The sequence below is a fragment of the Klebsiella planticola genome (assembly GCF_000783935.2).
In the GTDB taxonomy this organism is placed as follows: Bacteria; Pseudomonadota; Gammaproteobacteria; order Enterobacterales; family Enterobacteriaceae; genus Klebsiella; species Klebsiella planticola.
The window spans coordinates 2118348-2135959 of the sequence record NZ_CP026047.1 but is presented as its reverse complement, the minus strand read 5'-3'; the positions used below and the strand labels follow the sequence as shown (position 1 = coordinate 2135959).

Below are 17612 nucleotides of genomic sequence, written 5' to 3'. Positions count from 1 at the left end.
GCGCCCCAGGCCGGGTAAGGCCATGAACACAGCGCCCACAGGCCGGGTAAGACCATGAACATAGCGCCCCCAGGCCGGGTAAGGCCCACGAACACAGCGCCCACAGGCCGGGTTAGGCCCACGAACGCAGCGCCCACAGGCCGGGTAAGGCCGTGAACACAGCGCCCCAGACCGGGTAAGGCCATGAACACAGCGCCCCCAGGCCGGGTTAGGCCCACGAACGCAGCGCCCACAGGCCGGGTAAGGCCATGAACACAGCGCCCCCAGGCCGGGTTAGGCCCACGAACGCAGCGCCCCAGGCCGGGTTAGGCCATGAACGCAGCGCCAGCAGGCCGGGTCAGGCTATGAACACAGCGCCCACAGGCCGGGTAAGGCCATGAACACAGCACCGTAGGCCGGGTAAGGCGAAGCCGCCACCCGGCACCCAAACCACGAGGCCAAAATGATTCACGTTGAAAATGTCAGTAAGACCTTTGTACTCCACCAGCAAAACGGCGTGCGTCTGCCGGTGCTGCAGAATGCCTCTCTGGAGGTCAGCCATGGCGAATGCGTGGTGCTGCACGGCCATTCCGGCAGCGGCAAATCCACCCTGCTGCGTTCGCTGTATGCCAACTACCTGCCGGACACCGGCCATATCCATATCCGCCACGGCGACGAATGGGTTGACCTGGTCAACGCCTCGCCGCGTAAAGTGCTGGAAGTCCGCAAGCGCACCATCGGCTGGGTCAGCCAGTTTCTGCGCGTCATCCCGCGAATCTCGGCTCTCGAAGTGGTGATGCAACCGCTGCTCGACCTCGGCATTGCGCGCGATACCTGCGCTTCGCAGGCTGCCCGCCTGCTGACGCGTCTGAACGTTCCGGAACGGTTATGGCATCTGGCGCCGTCCACATTTTCCGGCGGGGAACAGCAGCGGGTCAATATCGCCCGCGGTTTCGCGGTGGACTACCCGATTTTACTGCTTGATGAGCCGACCGCCTCGCTGGACGCCAGAAACAGCGCCGCCGTAGTGGAACTGATTAACGAAGCCAAAGCGCGCGGCGCGGCTATCGTCGGCATTTTCCATGATGAAACGGTCCGCAATCAGGTCGCCGACCGACTGCACCCGATGGGAATAACAGCATGATTATCAATAATGTAAACCTGGTTCTCGAAGACGAAGTGGTGCACGGATCGCTGGAAGTGCAGGAGGGCAGCATTTACGCCTTTGCCGAAAGTCAGAGCCAGCTGCCGCAGGCGCTCGACGGTGAAGACGGCTGGCTGCTGCCCGGGCTGATTGAGCTGCATACCGATAATCTGGACAAATTCTTTACTCCGCGCCCGAAAGTCGACTGGCCCGCCCACTCGGCGATGAGCAGCCACGATGCGCTGATGGTCGCCAGCGGTATCACCACCGTTCTGGATGCGGTCGCCATCGGCGACGTACGCGACGGCGGCGATCGCCTGGAGAATCTGGAAAAGATGATCAACGCCATCGAGGAGACGCAGAAACGGGGCATCAACCGCGCCGAACATCGCCTGCATTTACGCTGTGAACTGCCGCACCACACCACGCTGCCGCTGTTTGAAAAGCTGGTAGACCGTGAACCCGTCACCCTGGTTTCGCTGATGGACCACTCGCCCGGTCAGCGTCAGTTCGCCAATCGCGAGAAGTATCGCGAGTATTACCAGGGCAAATATCAGCTAACTCATGAGCAGATGCTGCGCTATGAAGAAGAGCAGATCGCGCTGGCGGCAACCTGGTCCCACGCCAACCGCCGGTCCATCGCCGCAATGTGTCGCGATCGCCGTATTGCGCTCGCCAGCCACGACGACGCCACCGCGGAGCATGTCCTCGAATCCCATCAGCTTGGCAGCGTGATCGCCGAGTTTCCCACGACGTTAGCCGCCGCCGAGGCGTCACGTCGCCACGGTATGAACGTATTGATGGGCGCCCCCAATATCGTGCGCGGCGGTTCACACTCCGGCAACGTCGCGGCCCATCAGCTGGCGGCCAGCAACCTGCTCGATATTCTGTCGTCAGACTATTATCCCGCCAGCCTGCTCGATGCGGCGTTCCGCATCGCGGACGACCACGACAACGCCTTCTCGCTGCCGCAGGCCATTCGTCTGGTCAGCAAAAATCCGGCCCAGGCTCTGGGATTAGACGACCGCGGGGTGATCGCGGAAGGTAAGCGTGCCGATATGGTGCTGGCGCACCGTCGCGGCGAACACGTCCATATTGACCACGTCTGGCGTCAAGGAAAGAGGGTCTTCTGATGAGCGGAAAATTGATTTGGCTGGTGGGTGCCTCAGGCTCCGGAAAAGATAGCCTGCTGGCGGCCTTACGCCAGCGCGAAAATGCCCAGCTGCTGGTGGCGCATCGCTATATTACGCGCCCGTTCAACGCCGGCAGCGAAAATCATATTGCGCTCAGCAAGCAGGAGTTTTTCAACCGCGCCGAGCGCCAGCTGTTCGCCCTGAGCTGGCATGCCAATAACAATTACTACGGAATTGGTATCGAAATTGACCTGTGGCTGCACGCCGGTTTTGACGTGGTGGCCAATGGCTCCCGCGCCCATCTGCCGCAGGCCCGGGCGCGCTACGCTGACGCCCTGCTACCCATCTGCCTGCAGGTCACGCCGGAGGTGCTACGCCAGCGCCTGCAACAACGCGGGCGAGAGAGCGAAGCGGAGATAGCCCTGCGCCTGGAGCGTGCGGCGCGCTATGCCCCTTCCGACTGTCTGACGTTGAACAACAACGGCAGCCTCGGGCAATCCGTCGACCAGTTCCTCACGCTGCTGCGCCGCCACTACGCCCGACAAGAGAATCAACATGCCTACCTGTGAACTCCGGGCCCCGACTCTGGACGACGTCGATGCCGTATATGCGTTAATTTGCGAATTAAAGCAGAAAGCGTACGATCGCCGCCATTTCACCGCCGGATTTGCCATGAACCTGCAAAATCCAACCCTGCGCTATCAGCTGGCTCAGGTGGAGGGAGAGACGGTCGGGCTGATTGGGCTACAGTTGCAGTTTCCGCTTAATTTCAACGCCTGGATCGGGGAAGTGCAGGAACTGGTGGTGCTGCCGCAGAGACGCGGCCTGCACGTCGGCCAGGCGCTGCTGGCATGGGCGGAGCAGGAAGCCCGCGAACACGGCGCGCAAATGGTGGAGCTCTCCAGCGGCAAAGCCCGTCCCGACGCCCACCGTTTCTATCTCCGTGAAGGGTATACGCAAAGCCATCTGCGTTTTAAAAAAGCGCTGTGAGGAGGAAGTATGGGCCTGACTATCCGCTTAACCGGCACCGGCGGCGCCCAGCTGGTTCCAGTCTTCGGCTGCGACTGCGCAGTCTGTCAGCGTGCGCGCAGCGATGAGGCGCATCGTCGGCGCCCCTGTAGCGCGGTCGTGACCTTCAATGACGCCGTGACGCTGCTGGATGCCGGGCTGCCCGACCTGATGGACCAGTGGCCCGCCGGCCAGTTTCAGCAGTTTTTACTTACCCACTATCATATGGATCATGTTCAGGGATTATTCCCGCTGCGCTGGGGCGTCGGCGCGCCAATTCCGGTGTTTGGACCGCCGGACCCTGAAGGTTGCGATGACCTGTTTAAACACCCCGGCCTGCTGGACTTCAGCCATACCGTTGAGCCGTTTGTGGTGTTTACCTTGCAGGGGCTGAGGGTGACGCCGCTACCGCTCAATCACTCGAAGCTGACCTACGGCTATCTGCTGGAGTCGGCGCACAGCCGGGTAGCCTGGTTGTCGGATACCGCCGGATTACCGGAAAAAACGCTCAAATTCTTACTGAATAACCAGCCGCAGGCGATCGTGATCGACTGCAGCCATGAGCCGCGCCCGCAGCCTCCGCGCAACCACTGCGATTTGAATACGGTACGCGCCATCAACCAGGTACTGGCCTGCCCGCGGGTCATTCTGACTCATATCAGCCACCGGTTTGATCTCTGGATGATGGAGCATCCCTTGCCGCCGGGATTTGAGGCCGGCTATGACGGTATGGAGATCGTGCTGGATTAATCTTTAACCCGGGTAAGCGCTATCGTCACCCGGTCAGCATCGCGTCGCCACGGCCAGAAACGCAGCTCGGTTAATCGTCGTCATCCAGTCGCCGCTGGTCGTTCTCCAGCTGCCGACGATCCTGATCCAACTGGCGCTGGCGATCGTCGAGCTGACGGCGACGATCCTCTATCTGTCGTTGCCGATCGTCATACTGCCGCTGGCGATCGGTGCTTTGTTGGCGGCTGCCCTGGTAACGTCCGTCATCATAGCGGTCGTCGTCATCAGAGCGGTTATCGCCGGGGTTGTAGGCATCATTAATCGCCTGCTGAATATTACCGATTGCGTCGTCAATAATATCAGCGCGCGCCAGCTGGCTACTCAGCGACAGCGTGCAGAGGATTAAAGCGGTAAAGTAACGTTTCATAGAGCCAGTCTCTTCGGGGGGCTGGCCCTACGTTAATCAACGGTCGTGGCGGCGAGTAGCGGAGGAATCTCAAATCCGCGGCTGTTCAAGCGCGGTAATCGCATCAATTCGCGTCTGATGACGTCCGCCTTCATACTCGCTCCCCAACCAGGCATCGACAATCATTTTCGCCAGCTCAAGACCTATCACGCGCGCGCCGAAGGCCAGCACATTGGTATTATTATGTTGCCGCGATAGCTGGGCCGAATAGGGTTCACTGCACACCACCGCGCGAATGCCGGGGTATTTATTGGCGGTGATGGAGATCCCGACGCCGGTGCCGCAGATCAGGATCCCCCCCTCGGCTTCGCCTGTCAGAATGGCCTGCGCGACAGCGCTGGCATAACGGGGATAATCGGTACGCTCAGGTGACCATGTTCCCTTATCCAGCACCTCGATCCCCCGCAGCCGGAGATGCGCCATAATATCGTTTTTAAGGATAAACCCGACGTGATCACAGCCAATTGCAATCCTTTTCATACTTAACCTCGCCTGTTCTTACTTTACGAACATAGATGGAGTTGTGATTTAAACCGGAAAAACTGGCGCAATAATCGTCAAAAATCCGGTCTGACGTGCCCTTTCTACATCGCGAAAATTCACAAATCAAGCGAGAAAAATAGCCAGCTCATATTACCTGTCGTCTTAAATCTTACGGGTAAAGATGAAAAATACTTGTTTTATAAATAGTTAATCAAAAAATGGCCATTCTCAAAATCGCCAACACTTTACAAAAACTAAAACTTTATAAAAATTATATTTTTGTGAAGTTGATTGTATCTTTTCTGTTTTGCCTGTGGTGATATAGTGACGTCTTCACTTTATGGACAAGAGAAAGCGATGAGTCAGTCAGAATCCAGTTCGCTCCCCAACGGTATCGGCCTCGCCCCCTGGCTACGCATGAAGCAGGAAGGAATGACCGAAAACGAAAGCCGAATCGTCGAATGGTTGCTTAAACCTGGCAATCTGAGCGACGCTCCCGCCATTAAAGATGTAGCGGAAGCGCTGTCGGTTTCCGAAGCAATGATCGTTAAGGTCTCCAAACTGCTCGGTTTTAGCGGTTTTCGTAACCTGCGTAGCGCCCTGGTGGAGTATTTTTCTCAATCTGAACAGGTCCTTCCGGCAGAGCTCTCCTTTGATGAAGCACCTCAGGACGTGGTGAATAAGGTTTTTAATATTACCCTGCGTACCATTATGGAAGGTCAGTCGATCGTTAATGTCGACGAAATTCATCGCGCGGCACGTTTCTTCGCCCAGGCCAACCAGCGCGATCTGTACGGTGCCGGTGGATCAAATGCCATCTGCGCCGATGTGCAGCATAAGTTTTTACGTATCGGCGTGCGCTGCCAGACATATCCGGATGCGCATATCATGATGATGTCCGCCTCGTTATTGAAAAAAGGCGACGTCGTGCTGGTAGTCACCCATTCCGGGCGCACCAGCGATATTAAATCGGCAGTAGAACTGGCAAAGAAGAACGGCGCTAAAATTATCTGTATTACCCATAGTTACCATTCACCGATTGCTAAATTAGCTGATTTTATTATTTGCTCGCCAGCACCAGAAACTCCTCTATTAGGGAGAAACGCCTCAGCGCGTATTTTACAACTTACATTATTAGATGCTTTTTTTGTTTCGGTAGCCCAACAAAATATTGAACAGGCCACTTTAAACATGCAAAAAACCGGCGCCATTGTTGATTTCTTTTCACCAGGAGCGCTGAAGTAAATAATAAACACCGATCCCACTACGGTGGGATCAATATTACTGTATCCTACACCGAGAACACTGTTATGAATAAATACCTGAAAATTTTCAGCGGCGCGGCTATGGGCGTAATGTTATCTACCAGCGCTTTTGCCGCCGCCGATTACGCTGTGGTATTAAAAACATTATCGAATCCTTTCTGGGTTGATATGAAAAAAGGTATTGAAGATGAGGCTAAAACGCTGGGAGTCAGCGTCGATATTTTTGCCTCGCCTTCGGAAGGGGATTTTCAATCACAGCTTCAGCTCTTCGAAGACTTAAGCAATAAGAACTATAAAGGCATCGCTTTCGCCCCTCTCTCATCGGTCAACCTGGTGATGCCCGTGGCGAAAGCCTGGAAGAAAGGGATTTATCTGGTCAATCTCGATGAAAAAATCGATATGGATAACCTGAAGAAAGCAGGCGGTAACGTGGAAGGTTTCGTCACCACGGATAACGTCGCGGTGGGGGCAAAAGGGGCCGATTTTATTATCGAGAAACTGGGAGCTGAGGGCGGCGACGTTGCCATCATCGAGGGAAAAGCGGGGAACGCGTCGGGCGAAGCCCGTCGTAACGGTGCGACGGAGGCATTCAAAAAAGCCACTCAGATCAAGCTTGTTGCCAGCCAGCCAGCCGACTGGGATCGCATTAAGGCGCTCGATGTTGCCACTAATGTGCTACAGCGGAACCCTAACCTGAAAGCCTTTTACTGCGCGAATGACACCATGGCAATGGGCGTTGCCCAGGCTGTAGCCAACGCCGGGAAAAGCCAAACGGTTCTGGTGGTCGGCACTGACGGTATCCCTGAAGCGCGTAAAATGGTTGAAGCCGGTCAGATGACCGCAACGATTGCGCAAAACCCTGGCAATATCGGCGCGACGGGACTGAAAATGATGGTTGATGCCGAAAAAACCGGCAAGGTGATTGCACTGGATAAAACACCGGAATTCAAACTGGTGGATTCTATTCTGGTCACAAAATAATTTTTCCAGCAGCTAGCCCGATGTTCTCCCCTTACCCTCCTGACCTCAGGAGGGTAAAAATAAGTAAGGAGTTATTATGCTCACGCCATATATTTCAATGGCGGGGATCGGCAAATCATTTGGTCCGGTTCACGCATTAAAATCGGTCGATTTAACCGTTTACCCGCACGAAATACATGCGTTGCTAGGGGAAAACGGTGCCGGGAAATCAACGTTAATGAAAGTTTTGTCGGGAATACATGAACCGACCACAGGCACCATCACGGTTAATAACGTGAATTATGCCCGACTCGATCATAAATTAGCCGCCAGACTCGGCATCGGCATTATTTATCAAGAACTCAGCGTTATTGATGAATTAACCGTAATGGAAAATTTATATATCGGCCGCCATCTGACGAAAAAAGTCTGTGGCGTCAATATTATCGACTGGAAAGAGATGCGCATCAGAGCGGCAATGATGCTGCTGCGCATCGGATTAAAGGTCGATTTAGATGAGAAAGTCGCGAATCTGTCCATCAGCCATAAGCAGATGCTGGAAATCGCGAAAACACTGATGCTCGACGCCAAAGTGCTGATCATGGATGAACCTACCTCTTCGCTGACCAACAAAGAGGTGGACTACCTGTTCCTGATCATGAACCAGCTGCGTAAAGAGGGGACCGCCATCGTCTATATCTCGCACAAGCTGGCGGAGATACGCCGAATCTGCGACCGCTACACGGTGATGAAGGACGGTAGCAGCGTATGCAGTGGCATGGTCAGCGAGGTCAATAACGACGATATCGTACGTCTGATGGTCGGTCGTGAGTTGCAAAACCGCTTTAACGCGATGAAAGAGAACACCGGAAATATCGCGCGCGAAACGGTATTCGAGGTGAAAAATGTCACCAGCCGGGACAAGAAAAAGGTCCGCGATATCTCCTTTAGCGTCAATCGCGGTGAAATTCTCGGCTTTGCCGGTCTGGTGGGCTCCGGGCGTACCGAACTGATGGATTGTCTGTTTGGCGTTGATAAGCGCAGCAGCGGTGAAATCATCCTCAATGGTAAAGCGATTACCCCGCGTTCACCGCTGGATGCCTTGAAGAAAGGAATGGGTTACATCACGGAGAGTCGCCGGGACAACGGTTTCTTCGGCAATTTCTCCATTGCGCAAAACATGGCTGTCAGTCAAAGCCTGAAACACGGCGGCTATAAAGGGGCAATGGGGCTGTTCCATGAAGAGAACGAGCGTAAAACGGCGGAAGCGCAGCGTAAATTACTGGCGCTGAAGTGCCACTCTGTCGATCAGAGCATCACCGAACTTTCCGGCGGTAACCAACAAAAGGTCCTGATATCCAAATGGTTATGCTGCAACCCCGACGTCATTATTTTCGATGAGCCGACGCGCGGGATCGACGTCGGCGCGAAAGCCGAAATTTATAAAGTGATGCGCCAGCTGGCGGATGACGGAAAAGTCATTCTGATGGTGTCATCCGAGCTTCCTGAAATTATCGCCGTCTGTGACCGCATCGCCGTGTTCTGCGAAGGGCGGCTGACGAAAATTCTGACCAATCGCGACGACATGAGCGAAGAGGAGATTATGGTATGGGCACTGCCGCAAGAGTAAAAGGGGAGTCCGATGGCAAAAAGCCGTTCAACTTCGCACTGTTCTGGGATAAATACGGCACCTTTTTTATCCTCGCAGTTATTGTCGCGATTTTCGGCTCGCTGTCGTCGGAATACTTTCTGACGACCAATAACATCACGCAAATATTTGTTCAGAGCTCGGTGACGGTGCTCATCGGAATGGGAGAATTCTTCGCTATTCTGGTAGCAGGCATCGACCTGTCGGTGGGGGCGATTCTGGCGCTTTCCGGCATGGTGACCGCCAAACTCATGCTGGCAGGAGTCGATCCGTTCCTCGCGGCGCTGATTGGCGGCGTGCTGGTCGGCGGCGCGCTAGGCGCGATTAACGGCTGCCTGGTCAACTGGACCGGCTTGCACCCGTTCATTATTACCCTCGGCACTAACGCGATTTTTCGCGGTATCACCCTGGTTATCTCCGACGCCAACTCGGTCTATGGCTTCTCTTTCGAGTTCGTCAATTTCTTTGCCGCCAGCGTATTGGGGATCCCGGTACCGGTCATCTTCTCGCTTATTGTGGCCGTGATTCTATGGTTCCTGACCACCCGGATGCGGTTGGGCCGCAATATCTACGCCCTCGGCGGCAATAAAAACTCCGCCTTTTACTCTGGCATTGATGTCAAATTCCACATGTTGCTGGTGTTCATTATCTCCGGCATCTGCGCCGGGCTGGCGGGGGTGGTCTCGACGGCACGTCTCGGCGCCGCGGAGCCTCTGGCCGGAATGGGCTTTGAAACCTACGCCATTGCCAGCGCCATTATCGGCGGCACCAGCTTCTTTGGTGGTAAGGGACGCATTTTTTCTGTGGTGATTGGCGGCCTGATCATCGGCACCATCAACAACGGCCTGAATATTCTCCAGGTACAAACCTACTACCAGCTGGTGGTGATGGGTGGATTAATTATCGCGGCTGTCGCCCTCGACCGTCTTATCAGTAAGTAAGGAATTTATGATGAAAATTTCCCCCTCTTTAATGTGTATGGACCTGCTGAAATTCAAAGAACAGATCGAGTTTATCGATCGGCATGCAGATTACTTCCACATCGACATCATGGACGGTCATTTTGTCCCTAACCTGACACTATCGCCGTTTTTCGTCAGTCAGGTGAAGAAGCTGGCCAGTAAACCGCTGGACTGCCATCTGATGGTCACCCGGCCACAGGATTACATCAGCCAGCTGGCGCAGGCAGGCGCGGACTTTATCACCCTGCATCCGGAAACGATTAACGGTCAGGCTTTCCGCCTGATAGAGGAGATTCGTCGCCACGGCATGAAGGTCGGGCTCATTCTCAATCCGGAAACGCCGGTTGAAACGATGAAATATTACATCCACAAGGCGGACAAAATTACGGTGATGACCGTCGATCCGGGTTTCGCCGGCCAACCCTTTATTCCTGAAATGCTGGAGAAGATCGGCGAACTAAAAGCGTGGCGAGAACGAGAAGGACTGGCCTACGAGATTGAGATCGACGGCTCATGCAATAAAGCGACCTATCAAAAACTGATGGCGGCAGGCGCGGACGTCTTTATCGTCGGTACCTCCGGTCTGTTTAACCATGGCGACAATATTCACGACGCGTGGCAGGTCATGGCAGAGCAGATTCTGGCGGCCAAAAACGAGGTATTCCCTCATGCAAAAACAGCGTAAGGTCGTCGCAGGTGTGGACATGGGCGCAACCCATATCCGCTTTTGCCTGCAAACCGCGCAGGGCGAGACTCTGCATTGCGAGAAGCTGCGCACTGCTGAAGCGATCGCGCCTGACGGTCTGGTCAGCGGGATAACCATGTTGATTCAGCAGCAGCTTGACCGCTTTCAGGCCCGTTGCTGCGGCCTGGTGATGGGCTTTCCGGCATTGGTAAGCAGAGATAAACGGACGATTATCTCCACCCCCAACCTATCGTTACCGCCGGAAACCCTGCGTACGCTCGCCGATGAGCTGGAGCATTCGCTGGCCTGTCCGGTCGAATTTTCCCGCGATGTCAATCTTCAGCTCTCATTTGACGTGCAGGAAAATGGTTTGCAAGAGCAACAGGTGCTAGCCGCTTATCTCGGCACCGGCATGGGCTTCGCCATCTGGTTAAACGGCGGGCCGTGGACAGGCGCGCACGGCGTGGCGGGAGAGCTGGGTCATATCCCGCAGGGCGACAACGCGCTCATCTGCGGTTGCGGTAATCCCGGTTGTCTGGAAACCGTCTGCTCCGGCATCGCGCTCAAACGCTGGTATGAACAACAACCGCGCGACTATGCGCTGGATGAGCTGTTTTTGCACGCCGCTGAGGAGCCGTTTGTACAGGCTCTCCTGCACCACGCCGCCCGCGCAATCGCCACCAGCATCAACCTGTTCGACCCCGATGCAGTGATCCTCGGCGGCGGCGTGATGGACATGTCCGGCTTTCCACGCGAGGCGCTGCTCACCATGATCAAAGCGCATATTCGCCGCCCGTTGCCTTATCAGGCAGTGCAGTTTGTTGCCGCATCGTCCTCAACATTTAATGGTGCTCAAGGGGCTGCGGCACTGGCCCGCAGCCGTTATTTACCACAACCTGTCGCAGCGCCTGCATCAGCTGTGTCCGACTGAAGGGTTTACGCAGCAGCTCGACGTCCGGCAGCGCAGGATTGTGCGCCGGACGCAGATCCTGGCCGCTGATCAGCAGCACCGCCACCGTCGGGAAACGGCGCTGGGTTTCGTTGATCACCTCGGCTCCGCTCAATCTGCCCGGCAGCATCAGGTCGCTAATCAGCAGCGCAATTTCCGTCGAAGCCTCAAGTAACTGCAGCGCCTGCTCCCCGTTCCCGGCCTCCAGGGTTAACCAGCCGAGCTGATGAAGCTGCTCACAAAGAGTCTGACGCACATCGGCCTCATCCTCCAGCACCAGCGCCAGCCGTTCACCGCTCACCGTCTGCTCTACTTCCGGTAACGTGCCGCCGCTCGGCGCCTGCACCGCCGCGCGCGGCAGCTGTAAACGCACCGTGGTCCCCTGGCCCGGCGCGCTCTCAATAGCCACCCGCCCGCCGGACTGGCGGACAAAACCATAGACCATCGACAGCCCCAGACCGCTGCCGCTGCCGGTCTGTTTGGTGGTAAAGAACGGTTCGAACACCTGGGCTTTGACCTCCTGTGACATCCCGCTACCGTGGTCAATCACCTCCAGCGCCACCATATCCTGCCGCCGCCCGTCGCTGCGGGCCACGCGCTGGTTCCAGGTGCGCAGCTTAATCACCCCTGAGCGCCCTTCCATTGCATCGCGAGCGTTCATCACCAGATTGATAATGGCGTTTTCCAGCTGGCCGATGTCAATCCACGCAGGCCACGCGGGTGACTGTGCCTCAATCTGCAGAGTCAGCGTCGTCGGCAGAGAATGGCGCATCAGTTCGCCCAGGTTCTCCAGCAGCGGTTTCATCGCCACGGCATTGGGGTGCAGCGACTGCTTACGCGAGAAGGCCAGCAGCCGCTGGGTGAGCAGCGCGCCGCGTTCTGCGGCTTTTCGCGCCCGGGAGATCCGCGGCACGTCCGCGTCCTGCGGCTGAACCAGTTCAAGACTGCCGATAATCACCGCCAGCAGGTTATTAAAATCATGCGCCAGACCGCCGGTCAGCTGGCCGACCGCTTTCATTTTCTGGCTGTGAACCAGCGCCTGCTCCAGCCCTTTGCGTTCGGTTCTGTCGAGTACCACGTTCACCAGCCCGCGCCCGGGAACCGGACTAAAGCGCAGCTCAATGGTACGATCGCCCGCCAGCTGTAGCTCCTGGGGTTTGGGTAGCGGACGGGACAGGTTGTCACGAATATGTTCCGCCAGCGGAGCGGCCTGGCCCAGCAGCTGCTGATAGTGAATACCGCGCTGCAGATCATTGGCCGCCAGCCCTAACAGCAGCGGATACTGCGGATTCCACACCACCAGCAGCCCCTGGTTATCAAACAGCGCGAAGCCGTCGCGCATGGCATGAAAGGTGGTCTCCAGCAGGGTACTTTTTTCTTTCAGCAGCTGGGAGGTATGGGCCAACGACGCGGTATTGCGGGCAAAGACGTTGAAGGCGCGCGCCAGCTCTCCCAGCTCATCGCGTCGCTGAAGCCCCGGGACAGAGACCTCCTGCTCGCCGTGGGCCAGACGCGACATCGCGCGGGAGATGGCGGTCAGACTGGAGCCGAGGTTACGGTAGATATACCAGCCGGCGAAGCCGGTTATCACCAGCGCCAGCAGCGCCGACAGCAAAATAAACATACTGATGGAACGTAGCTCCCGATGGCTCTGCGCCGCCCGCAGCTCAGACGCCTGCGCGACCCGGGCAACGTACTGATTAATATCGCTGTTGAGCAGCGCCACCAGCGCCTTGATGTGAAACATATACCAGCCGATGGCCAAATCGCTCTCCTCCAGCTGCGCCGAGAGCGGCTCCAGCCTGGCCAGCTCGCCGTTGAAATCCTGCAGAATCGCGGCCAGCGTAGGATCGCGGCTGGTTACCGGCAGAAAACCTCGCACCTTATCCAGCTGCTGGACGATCGATCGCGGCGTCGAAGTATGGATGGCCGCAACGATCAGCCGATCCATCTCTGCCAGCGGCCGGGGATCGATCGCGTCTGCGCCATACCGATCGTTAAGATCCTGAATATGCCGGAGATAGCTCTGGTTCTGATACAGCGAGCTGAGCAGTTCATTACGCTGCAGATGACGACGCTGACCGCGTTCCAGCATGCCGCCCACGCTCTGCTGCAGCTCATTGCTGCGGCGAATAATACTGGCCACCAGCGCCAGCTCCTGTTGCGCCAGCGGCGCGGCGGCGAGGTGAGAGAGGGAATATTTCAGGGCCTGCTGGGTCTCCAGCAGGCGTTCAGCCTCGCTTTTATACTCCAGCGCACCGACCACCTGGGAGAGGCGAACCGCCGCGGTGGCAACGTTCGCGGTGTCGCGCGCCAGATTCATACTGCCGGTCATATCATCCAGCGTCTGCCGCTGCACCTGTTCTTGTAGCAGGCTGGCATGGCGAAAGCCCAGCAGCGCCACGCCGGCCACCATCAGCGTCACCGCCACCATCAGCAAATTAAACGACAGCAGACGCCCGCGAGCGCTGGTGAAAAACGGGTAGCGATGGGATGGCATGGTCAGCTCCACGATCTTTTTATTTATCCTGGCGGTTGCTGACCCGGACCGGGAGAGCCGCATCGCGTAATTGTGAGCCAGGTTAACTATTCATCAATATGACAAATATGAACGGCGTCTGACATTTTGTATTTATCGTCCTGTGGTGCACTGCGATTCTCGATCACACTCGCAGGAGAGCCGCCATGCAGGGGACACCGGTACTATCCATGCGCAATATTGCCAAAGCCTTTGGCAAGTTTTATGCGCTGAAAGGCGTCGATCTGACGGTCTGGCCCGGTGAGATCCACGCCTTAATGGGGGAGAACGGCGCCGGCAAAAGCACGTTGATGAAGATCCTCGCGGGAGCGTATACCGCTACCAGCGGCGAGATCCTGATCGACGGACGGCCGCACGCCATTAAAGGGCCAAAAGATGCGCTGGCCGCCGGGATCACGCTGATTTACCAGGAGATGCAGCTGGCGCCGAATTTAACCGTCGCTGAGAACATTTTCCTCGGCAGCGAGCTGGCGCGCGGCGGACTGGTACAGCGCAAAGAGATGATTCATCAGGCCCAGGCGGTGATAGATCGTCTCGGCGCTCAGTTTAAGGCCGGCGACCGGGTGATGACCCTGACCATTGCCGAACAGCAGCAGGTGGAGATCGCCCGCGCCCTGCATCGCAACAGCCGGGTCCTGGTGATGGACGAACCCACCGCCGCCCTCTCCTCCCGTGAGACCCAGCGCCTGTTTGAGCTGATTCTGCGCCTGCGCGACGAAGGGATGGCAATTATCTACATCAGCCACCGGATGGCGGAGGTTTATGAACTCTCCGACCGCGTCAGCGTATTGCGCGACGGCCAGTACGTCGGCAGCCTGACCCGCGACAAGCTCAACGCCTCCGGGCTGGTGCGCATGATGGTCGGCCGTCCGTTAAGCGACCTGTTCAATAAAGAGCGTGATATTCCACCCGGCCAGCCGCGCCTGCGGATACAGGATTTGACCGACGGCGGCAAAGTGAAAGCCAGCAGTCTGGTGGTACGGGCTGGGGAAATCGTCGGCCTGGCCGGTCTGGTCGGCGCCGGCCGCTCGGAACTGGCGCAGCTGATTTTCGGCGTGCGTCGGGCCACCGGCGGCGTCATCGAGATCGACGGCGAGCCGGTGGTCATTCACTCTCCGCGCGCAGCCATCGAGCTGGGAATCGGCTTTCTCACCGAAAATCGCAAGGAGCAGGGGCTGTTCCTCGAAATGGCGGCGCAGGAGAACATCACCATGGCCACCCTCGAACGGGATGCCCGCTGGGGCATGCTCAATCGCAAAAAGGCGCAGACCGTCTCCGACGATGCGATCTCCCTGCTCAATATTCGCGTACCGCACGCGCAGGTGCGGGCCGGCGGCCTTTCCGGCGGCAATCAGCAAAAGCTGCTGATCTCCCGCTGGGTCGCCATCGGTCCGCGCATTTTGCTGCTTGATGAACCGACGCGCGGCGTTGACGTCGGCGCCAAAAGCGAGATTTACCGCATCATGACCCAGATGGCGCGCCAGGGGGTGGCCATTCTGATGATCTCCAGCGAACTCCCCGAAGTGGTCGGCATGAGCGACCGGGTGTACGTCATGCGCGAAGGCAGCATCGCCGGCGAACTCCAGGCCGGCGACATCAGCCAGGAAAGCATTATGACGCTGGCCACCGGCGTAAACGACTCTCACCTTAAGGCGGTATCACCATGACAACACAGAAAGAGACCGCCGCGCAGCCGGTGGCAAAATCGGTATCGGCGAAGAAAATCCTGATGGGCGATCTGCTACAAACGGTCGGTATCCTGCCGATTTTAATCCTGATTGTGGCGGTATTTGGCTTTATCGCCCCAAATTTCTTTACCGAAAGCAATCTGTTGAATATTACCCGTCAGGCGTCGATCAACATCGTGCTCGCCGCCGGGATGACCTTCATCATTTTGACCGGGGGGATCGATCTGTCCGTCGGCTCGATTCTCGGCACGACCGCGGTGGCGGCCATGGTGGTATCGCTGACCCCGGAGCTGTCGCTGCTGTCGATTCCGGCGGCGCTGATGCTCGGCCTGCTGCTCGGTTTGTTTAACGGCGCGCTGGTCGCCTTCGCCGGGCTACCGCCGTTTATCGTCACGCTCGGGACCTATACGGCCCTGCGCGGGGCCGCCTATCTGCTGGCCGACGGCACCACGGTGATTAACTCCGATATCAGCTTCGAATGGATCGGCAACGATTACCTCGGGCCAGTTCCGTGGCTGGTGGTGATCGCGCTGCTGGTGGTGGCGGTGTGCTGGTTCATTCTGCGCCGTACCACCCTCGGCGTTCATATCTACGCCGTGGGCGGCAATATGCAGGCGGCAAGGCTCACGGGGATCAAAGTGTGGCTGGTGCTGCTGTTCGTTTACGGCATGAGCGGCTTGCTCTCCGGGCTGGGCGGCGTCATGAGCGCCTCGCGGCTGTACAGCGCCAACGGCAACCTCGGCGTAGGTTATGAGCTGGATGCCATCGCCGCCGTTATTCTCGGCGGGACCAGCTTCGTTGGCGGCATCGGCACTATCACCGGCACGCTAGTGGGGGCGCTGATTATCGCCACGCTCAATAACGGTATGACGCTGATGGGCGTCTCCTATTTCTGGCAACTGGTGATCAAAGGGGCGGTGATCATCATTGCGGTGCTGATCGACAAATACCGTACCCGACACCATCAAAGTGCATAACAACAATACCCTACAGACAGAGGAAAACAGCATGCGTTTGAAACCCATAGTAACCGCACTCTGTGCCGGCGCGCTGCTTGCCGCAGCGCCCTTTACCCAGGCCAAAGAGCTGAAATCAATCGGCGTCACGGTGGGGGATTTAGCCAACCCGTTCTTTGTACAAATCACCAAAGGCGCGGAGCTGGAAGCCCGTAAGCTGGCCGGAGACAATGTGAAAGTGACGCTGGTCTCCAGCGGTTACGATCTGGGTCAGCAGGTGGCGCAGATCGATAACTTTATTGCCGCCAAAGTCGACATGATTATCCTCAACGCCGCCGACTCAAAAGGGATTGGCCCGGCGGTAAAACGCGCGAAAGATGCCGGGATCGTGGTGGTTGCGGTGGACGTGGCCGCCGAAGGCGCCAATGCCACTATCACCTCTGATAACACTCAGGCGGGAGAAATGGCCTGTAAATACATCACCGACCGCCTGAAAGGCAAAGGGAATGTGGTGATTATCAACGGGCCGCCGGTTTCCGCCGTGCAGAACCGCGTTGAAGGCTGCCAGGCCGAGTTTGCACGCCACCCGGATATCAAAGTGCTCTCCTACAACCAGAACGCGAAAGGCAGCCGTGAGGGCGGTCTGGAAATTATGACCTCACTGCTGGCCGCGAATCCGAAGATCGATGGCGTCTTTGCCATCAACGATCCGACCGCGATTGGTGCCGATCTGGCGGCAAAACAGGCGCAACGTCATGAGTTCTTTATCGTTGGCGTCGACGGCAGTCCGGACGGTGAAGAGGCGTTGAAACGTAAAAACTCGCTGTTTGTGGCGACGCCGGCGCAGGACCCGCAGGTGATGGCGGCGAAAGCGGTCGAGATCGGTTATGACATTCTGCAGGGTAAACCGGCCCCGTCCGCACCGGTGCTGATCCCGGTGACCCTGATCGATAAAAACAATATCGGTAGTTACAAAGGCTGGACCGTGAAGTAAGAGCACTATCTCCCCGCTGGCCCC

General features: G+C 57.2%; 17 protein-coding genes. 14 read left to right on the top strand and 3 right to left on the bottom strand.

The features are described 5' to 3' along the window. Nucleotides 1–442 precede the first annotated feature (442 nt). The 5 genes from phnL to phnP are packed head-to-tail and all read left to right on the top strand — an operon-like array spanning nucleotide 443 to nucleotide 4014. A complete protein-coding gene (gene phnL, locus MC50_RS10325; protein WP_032697120.1) occupies nucleotides 443–1123 on the top strand; it encodes a phosphonate C-P lyase system protein PhnL in 681 nt (226 codons plus the stop codon). Further along, a complete protein-coding gene (phnM, locus tag MC50_RS10320; RefSeq protein ID WP_046853235.1) occupies nucleotides 1120–2256 on the top strand; it encodes an alpha-D-ribose 1-methylphosphonate 5-triphosphate diphosphatase in 1137 nt (378 codons plus the stop codon). Before phnL ends, phnM begins: the two co-directional genes overlap by 4 nt. Then, nucleotides 2256–2825, top strand: coding sequence for a ribose 1,5-bisphosphokinase (gene phnN, locus MC50_RS10315; protein ID WP_032697118.1), 570 nt, complete (start codon nucleotides 2256–2258; stop codon nucleotides 2823–2825). The genes phnM and phnN overlap by 1 nt, the downstream gene beginning before the upstream one ends. Beyond that, entirely contained in the window at nucleotides 2812–3246 is a 435-nt protein-coding gene (gene phnO, locus MC50_RS10310; protein ID WP_032689895.1) for an aminoalkylphosphonate N-acetyltransferase, read from the top strand. Before phnN ends, phnO begins: the two co-directional genes overlap by 14 nt. Before the next feature lie 9 nt (nucleotides 3247–3255). Then, nucleotides 3256–4014 carry a phosphonate metabolism protein PhnP gene (gene phnP, locus MC50_RS10305; RefSeq protein WP_047663788.1) on the top strand — a complete coding sequence of 253 codons (759 nt, stop codon included), beginning with the start codon at nucleotides 3256–3258 and terminating at the stop codon, nucleotides 4012–4014. 70 nt (nucleotides 4015–4084) lie between these two features. On the opposite strand, the gene yjdP is transcribed toward phnP, so the two are convergent. Beyond that, entirely contained in the window at nucleotides 4085–4420 is a 336-nt protein-coding gene (gene yjdP / locus MC50_RS10300) for a DDRRRQL repeat protein YjdP (RefSeq protein ID WP_032689899.1), read from the bottom strand. Nucleotides 4421–4489: 69 nt separating this feature from the next. After that, a complete protein-coding gene (rpiB, locus tag MC50_RS10295) occupies nucleotides 4490–4939 on the bottom strand; it encodes a bifunctional allose-6-phosphate isomerase/ribose-5-phosphate isomerase RpiB (RefSeq protein ID WP_032689900.1) in 450 nt (149 codons plus the stop codon). 360 nt (nucleotides 4940–5299) lie between these two features. Between rpiB and MC50_RS10290 the strand changes: the two genes are divergently transcribed. From MC50_RS10290 to alsK, 6 genes are all read left to right on the top strand, one after another. Beyond that, nucleotides 5300–6187, top strand: coding sequence for a MurR/RpiR family transcriptional regulator (locus MC50_RS10290; protein WP_004856567.1), 888 nt, complete (start codon nucleotides 5300–5302; stop codon nucleotides 6185–6187). 65 nt (nucleotides 6188–6252) lie between these two features. After that, a complete protein-coding gene (gene alsB, locus MC50_RS10285) occupies nucleotides 6253–7188 on the top strand; it encodes a D-allose transporter substrate-binding protein (RefSeq protein ID WP_032697117.1) in 936 nt (311 codons plus the stop codon). Between the two features lie 76 nt (nucleotides 7189–7264). Next, on the top strand, nucleotides 7265–8797 hold the full coding sequence (gene alsA, locus MC50_RS10280; protein ID WP_032689902.1) for a D-allose ABC transporter ATP-binding protein AlsA: 1533 nt from the start codon (nucleotides 7265–7267) through the stop codon (nucleotides 8795–8797). After that, a complete protein-coding gene (alsC, locus tag MC50_RS10275; RefSeq protein ID WP_047663785.1) occupies nucleotides 8776–9756 on the top strand; it encodes a D-allose ABC transporter permease in 981 nt (326 codons plus the stop codon). The genes alsA and alsC overlap by 22 nt, the downstream gene beginning before the upstream one ends. A gap of 10 nt (nucleotides 9757–9766) precedes the next feature. Beyond that, nucleotides 9767–10462 (top strand): D-allulose 6-phosphate 3-epimerase, encoded by a 696-nt coding sequence (gene alsE / locus MC50_RS10270; RefSeq protein ID WP_032689903.1) that lies wholly within the window; start codon nucleotides 9767–9769, stop codon nucleotides 10460–10462. Beyond that, nucleotides 10446–11393, top strand: coding sequence for an allose kinase (gene alsK / locus MC50_RS10265; RefSeq protein ID WP_032697116.1), 948 nt, complete (start codon nucleotides 10446–10448; stop codon nucleotides 11391–11393). The genes alsE and alsK overlap by 17 nt, the downstream gene beginning before the upstream one ends. Here the strand turns inward: alsK and MC50_RS10260 are convergent. After that, nucleotides 11305–13911 carry an ATP-binding protein gene (locus MC50_RS10260; RefSeq protein ID WP_047663784.1) on the bottom strand — a complete coding sequence of 869 codons (2607 nt, stop codon included), beginning with the start codon at nucleotides 13909–13911 and terminating at the stop codon, nucleotides 11305–11307. The two genes, alsK and MC50_RS10260, sit on opposite strands and share 89 nt — an antisense overlap. 185 nt (nucleotides 13912–14096) lie before the next feature. Here MC50_RS10260 and MC50_RS10255 point away from each other — a divergent pair, with 185 nt between their 5' ends. Genes MC50_RS10255 through MC50_RS10245 form a run of 3 tightly spaced genes read left to right on the top strand, consistent with a single transcriptional unit; the run spans nucleotide 14097 to nucleotide 17588 of the window. After that, nucleotides 14097–15617 (top strand): sugar ABC transporter ATP-binding protein, encoded by a 1521-nt coding sequence (locus MC50_RS10255; protein WP_046853238.1) that lies wholly within the window; start codon nucleotides 14097–14099, stop codon nucleotides 15615–15617. After that, a complete protein-coding gene (locus MC50_RS10250; RefSeq protein ID WP_032689906.1) occupies nucleotides 15614–16615 on the top strand; it encodes an ABC transporter permease subunit in 1002 nt (333 codons plus the stop codon). Before MC50_RS10255 ends, MC50_RS10250 begins: the two co-directional genes overlap by 4 nt. Before the next feature lie 31 nt (nucleotides 16616–16646). Next, the gene (locus tag MC50_RS10245) at nucleotides 16647–17588 is read left to right on the top strand and encodes an ABC transporter substrate-binding protein (RefSeq protein WP_032689907.1); all 942 of its coding nucleotides are present in this window, start codon (nucleotides 16647–16649) and stop codon (nucleotides 17586–17588) included. Nucleotides 17589–17612 lie beyond the last annotated feature (24 nt).

Coding starts and splice junctions, on each gene's coding strand:
- phnL (WP_032697120.1), top strand. CDS start 443: ATGATTCACGTTGAAAATGTCAGTAAGACCTTTGTACTCCACCAGCAA.
- phnM (WP_046853235.1), top strand. CDS start 1,120: ATGATTATCAATAATGTAAACCTGGTTCTCGAAGACGAAGTGGTGCAC.
- phnN (WP_032697118.1), top strand. CDS start 2,256: ATGAGCGGAAAATTGATTTGGCTGGTGGGTGCCTCAGGCTCCGGAAAA.
- phnO (WP_032689895.1), top strand. CDS start 2,812: ATGCCTACCTGTGAACTCCGGGCCCCGACTCTGGACGACGTCGATGCC.
- phnP (WP_047663788.1), top strand. CDS start 3,256: ATGGGCCTGACTATCCGCTTAACCGGCACCGGCGGCGCCCAGCTGGTT.
- yjdP (WP_032689899.1), bottom strand. CDS start 4,420: ATGAAACGTTACTTTACCGCTTTAATCCTCTGCACGCTGTCGCTGAGT.
- rpiB (WP_032689900.1), bottom strand. CDS start 4,939: ATGAAAAGGATTGCAATTGGCTGTGATCACGTCGGGTTTATCCTTAAA.
- MC50_RS10290 (WP_004856567.1), top strand. CDS start 5,300: ATGAGTCAGTCAGAATCCAGTTCGCTCCCCAACGGTATCGGCCTCGCC.
- alsB (WP_032697117.1), top strand. CDS start 6,253: ATGAATAAATACCTGAAAATTTTCAGCGGCGCGGCTATGGGCGTAATG.
- alsA (WP_032689902.1), top strand. CDS start 7,265: ATGCTCACGCCATATATTTCAATGGCGGGGATCGGCAAATCATTTGGT.
- alsC (WP_047663785.1), top strand. CDS start 8,776: ATGGGCACTGCCGCAAGAGTAAAAGGGGAGTCCGATGGCAAAAAGCCG.
- alsE (WP_032689903.1), top strand. CDS start 9,767: ATGAAAATTTCCCCCTCTTTAATGTGTATGGACCTGCTGAAATTCAAA.
- alsK (WP_032697116.1), top strand. CDS start 10,446: ATGCAAAAACAGCGTAAGGTCGTCGCAGGTGTGGACATGGGCGCAACC.
- MC50_RS10260 (WP_047663784.1), bottom strand. CDS start 13,911: ATGCCATCCCATCGCTACCCGTTTTTCACCAGCGCTCGCGGGCGTCTG.
- MC50_RS10255 (WP_046853238.1), top strand. CDS start 14,097: ATGCAGGGGACACCGGTACTATCCATGCGCAATATTGCCAAAGCCTTT.
- MC50_RS10250 (WP_032689906.1), top strand. CDS start 15,614: ATGACAACACAGAAAGAGACCGCCGCGCAGCCGGTGGCAAAATCGGTA.
- MC50_RS10245 (WP_032689907.1), top strand. CDS start 16,647: ATGCGTTTGAAACCCATAGTAACCGCACTCTGTGCCGGCGCGCTGCTT.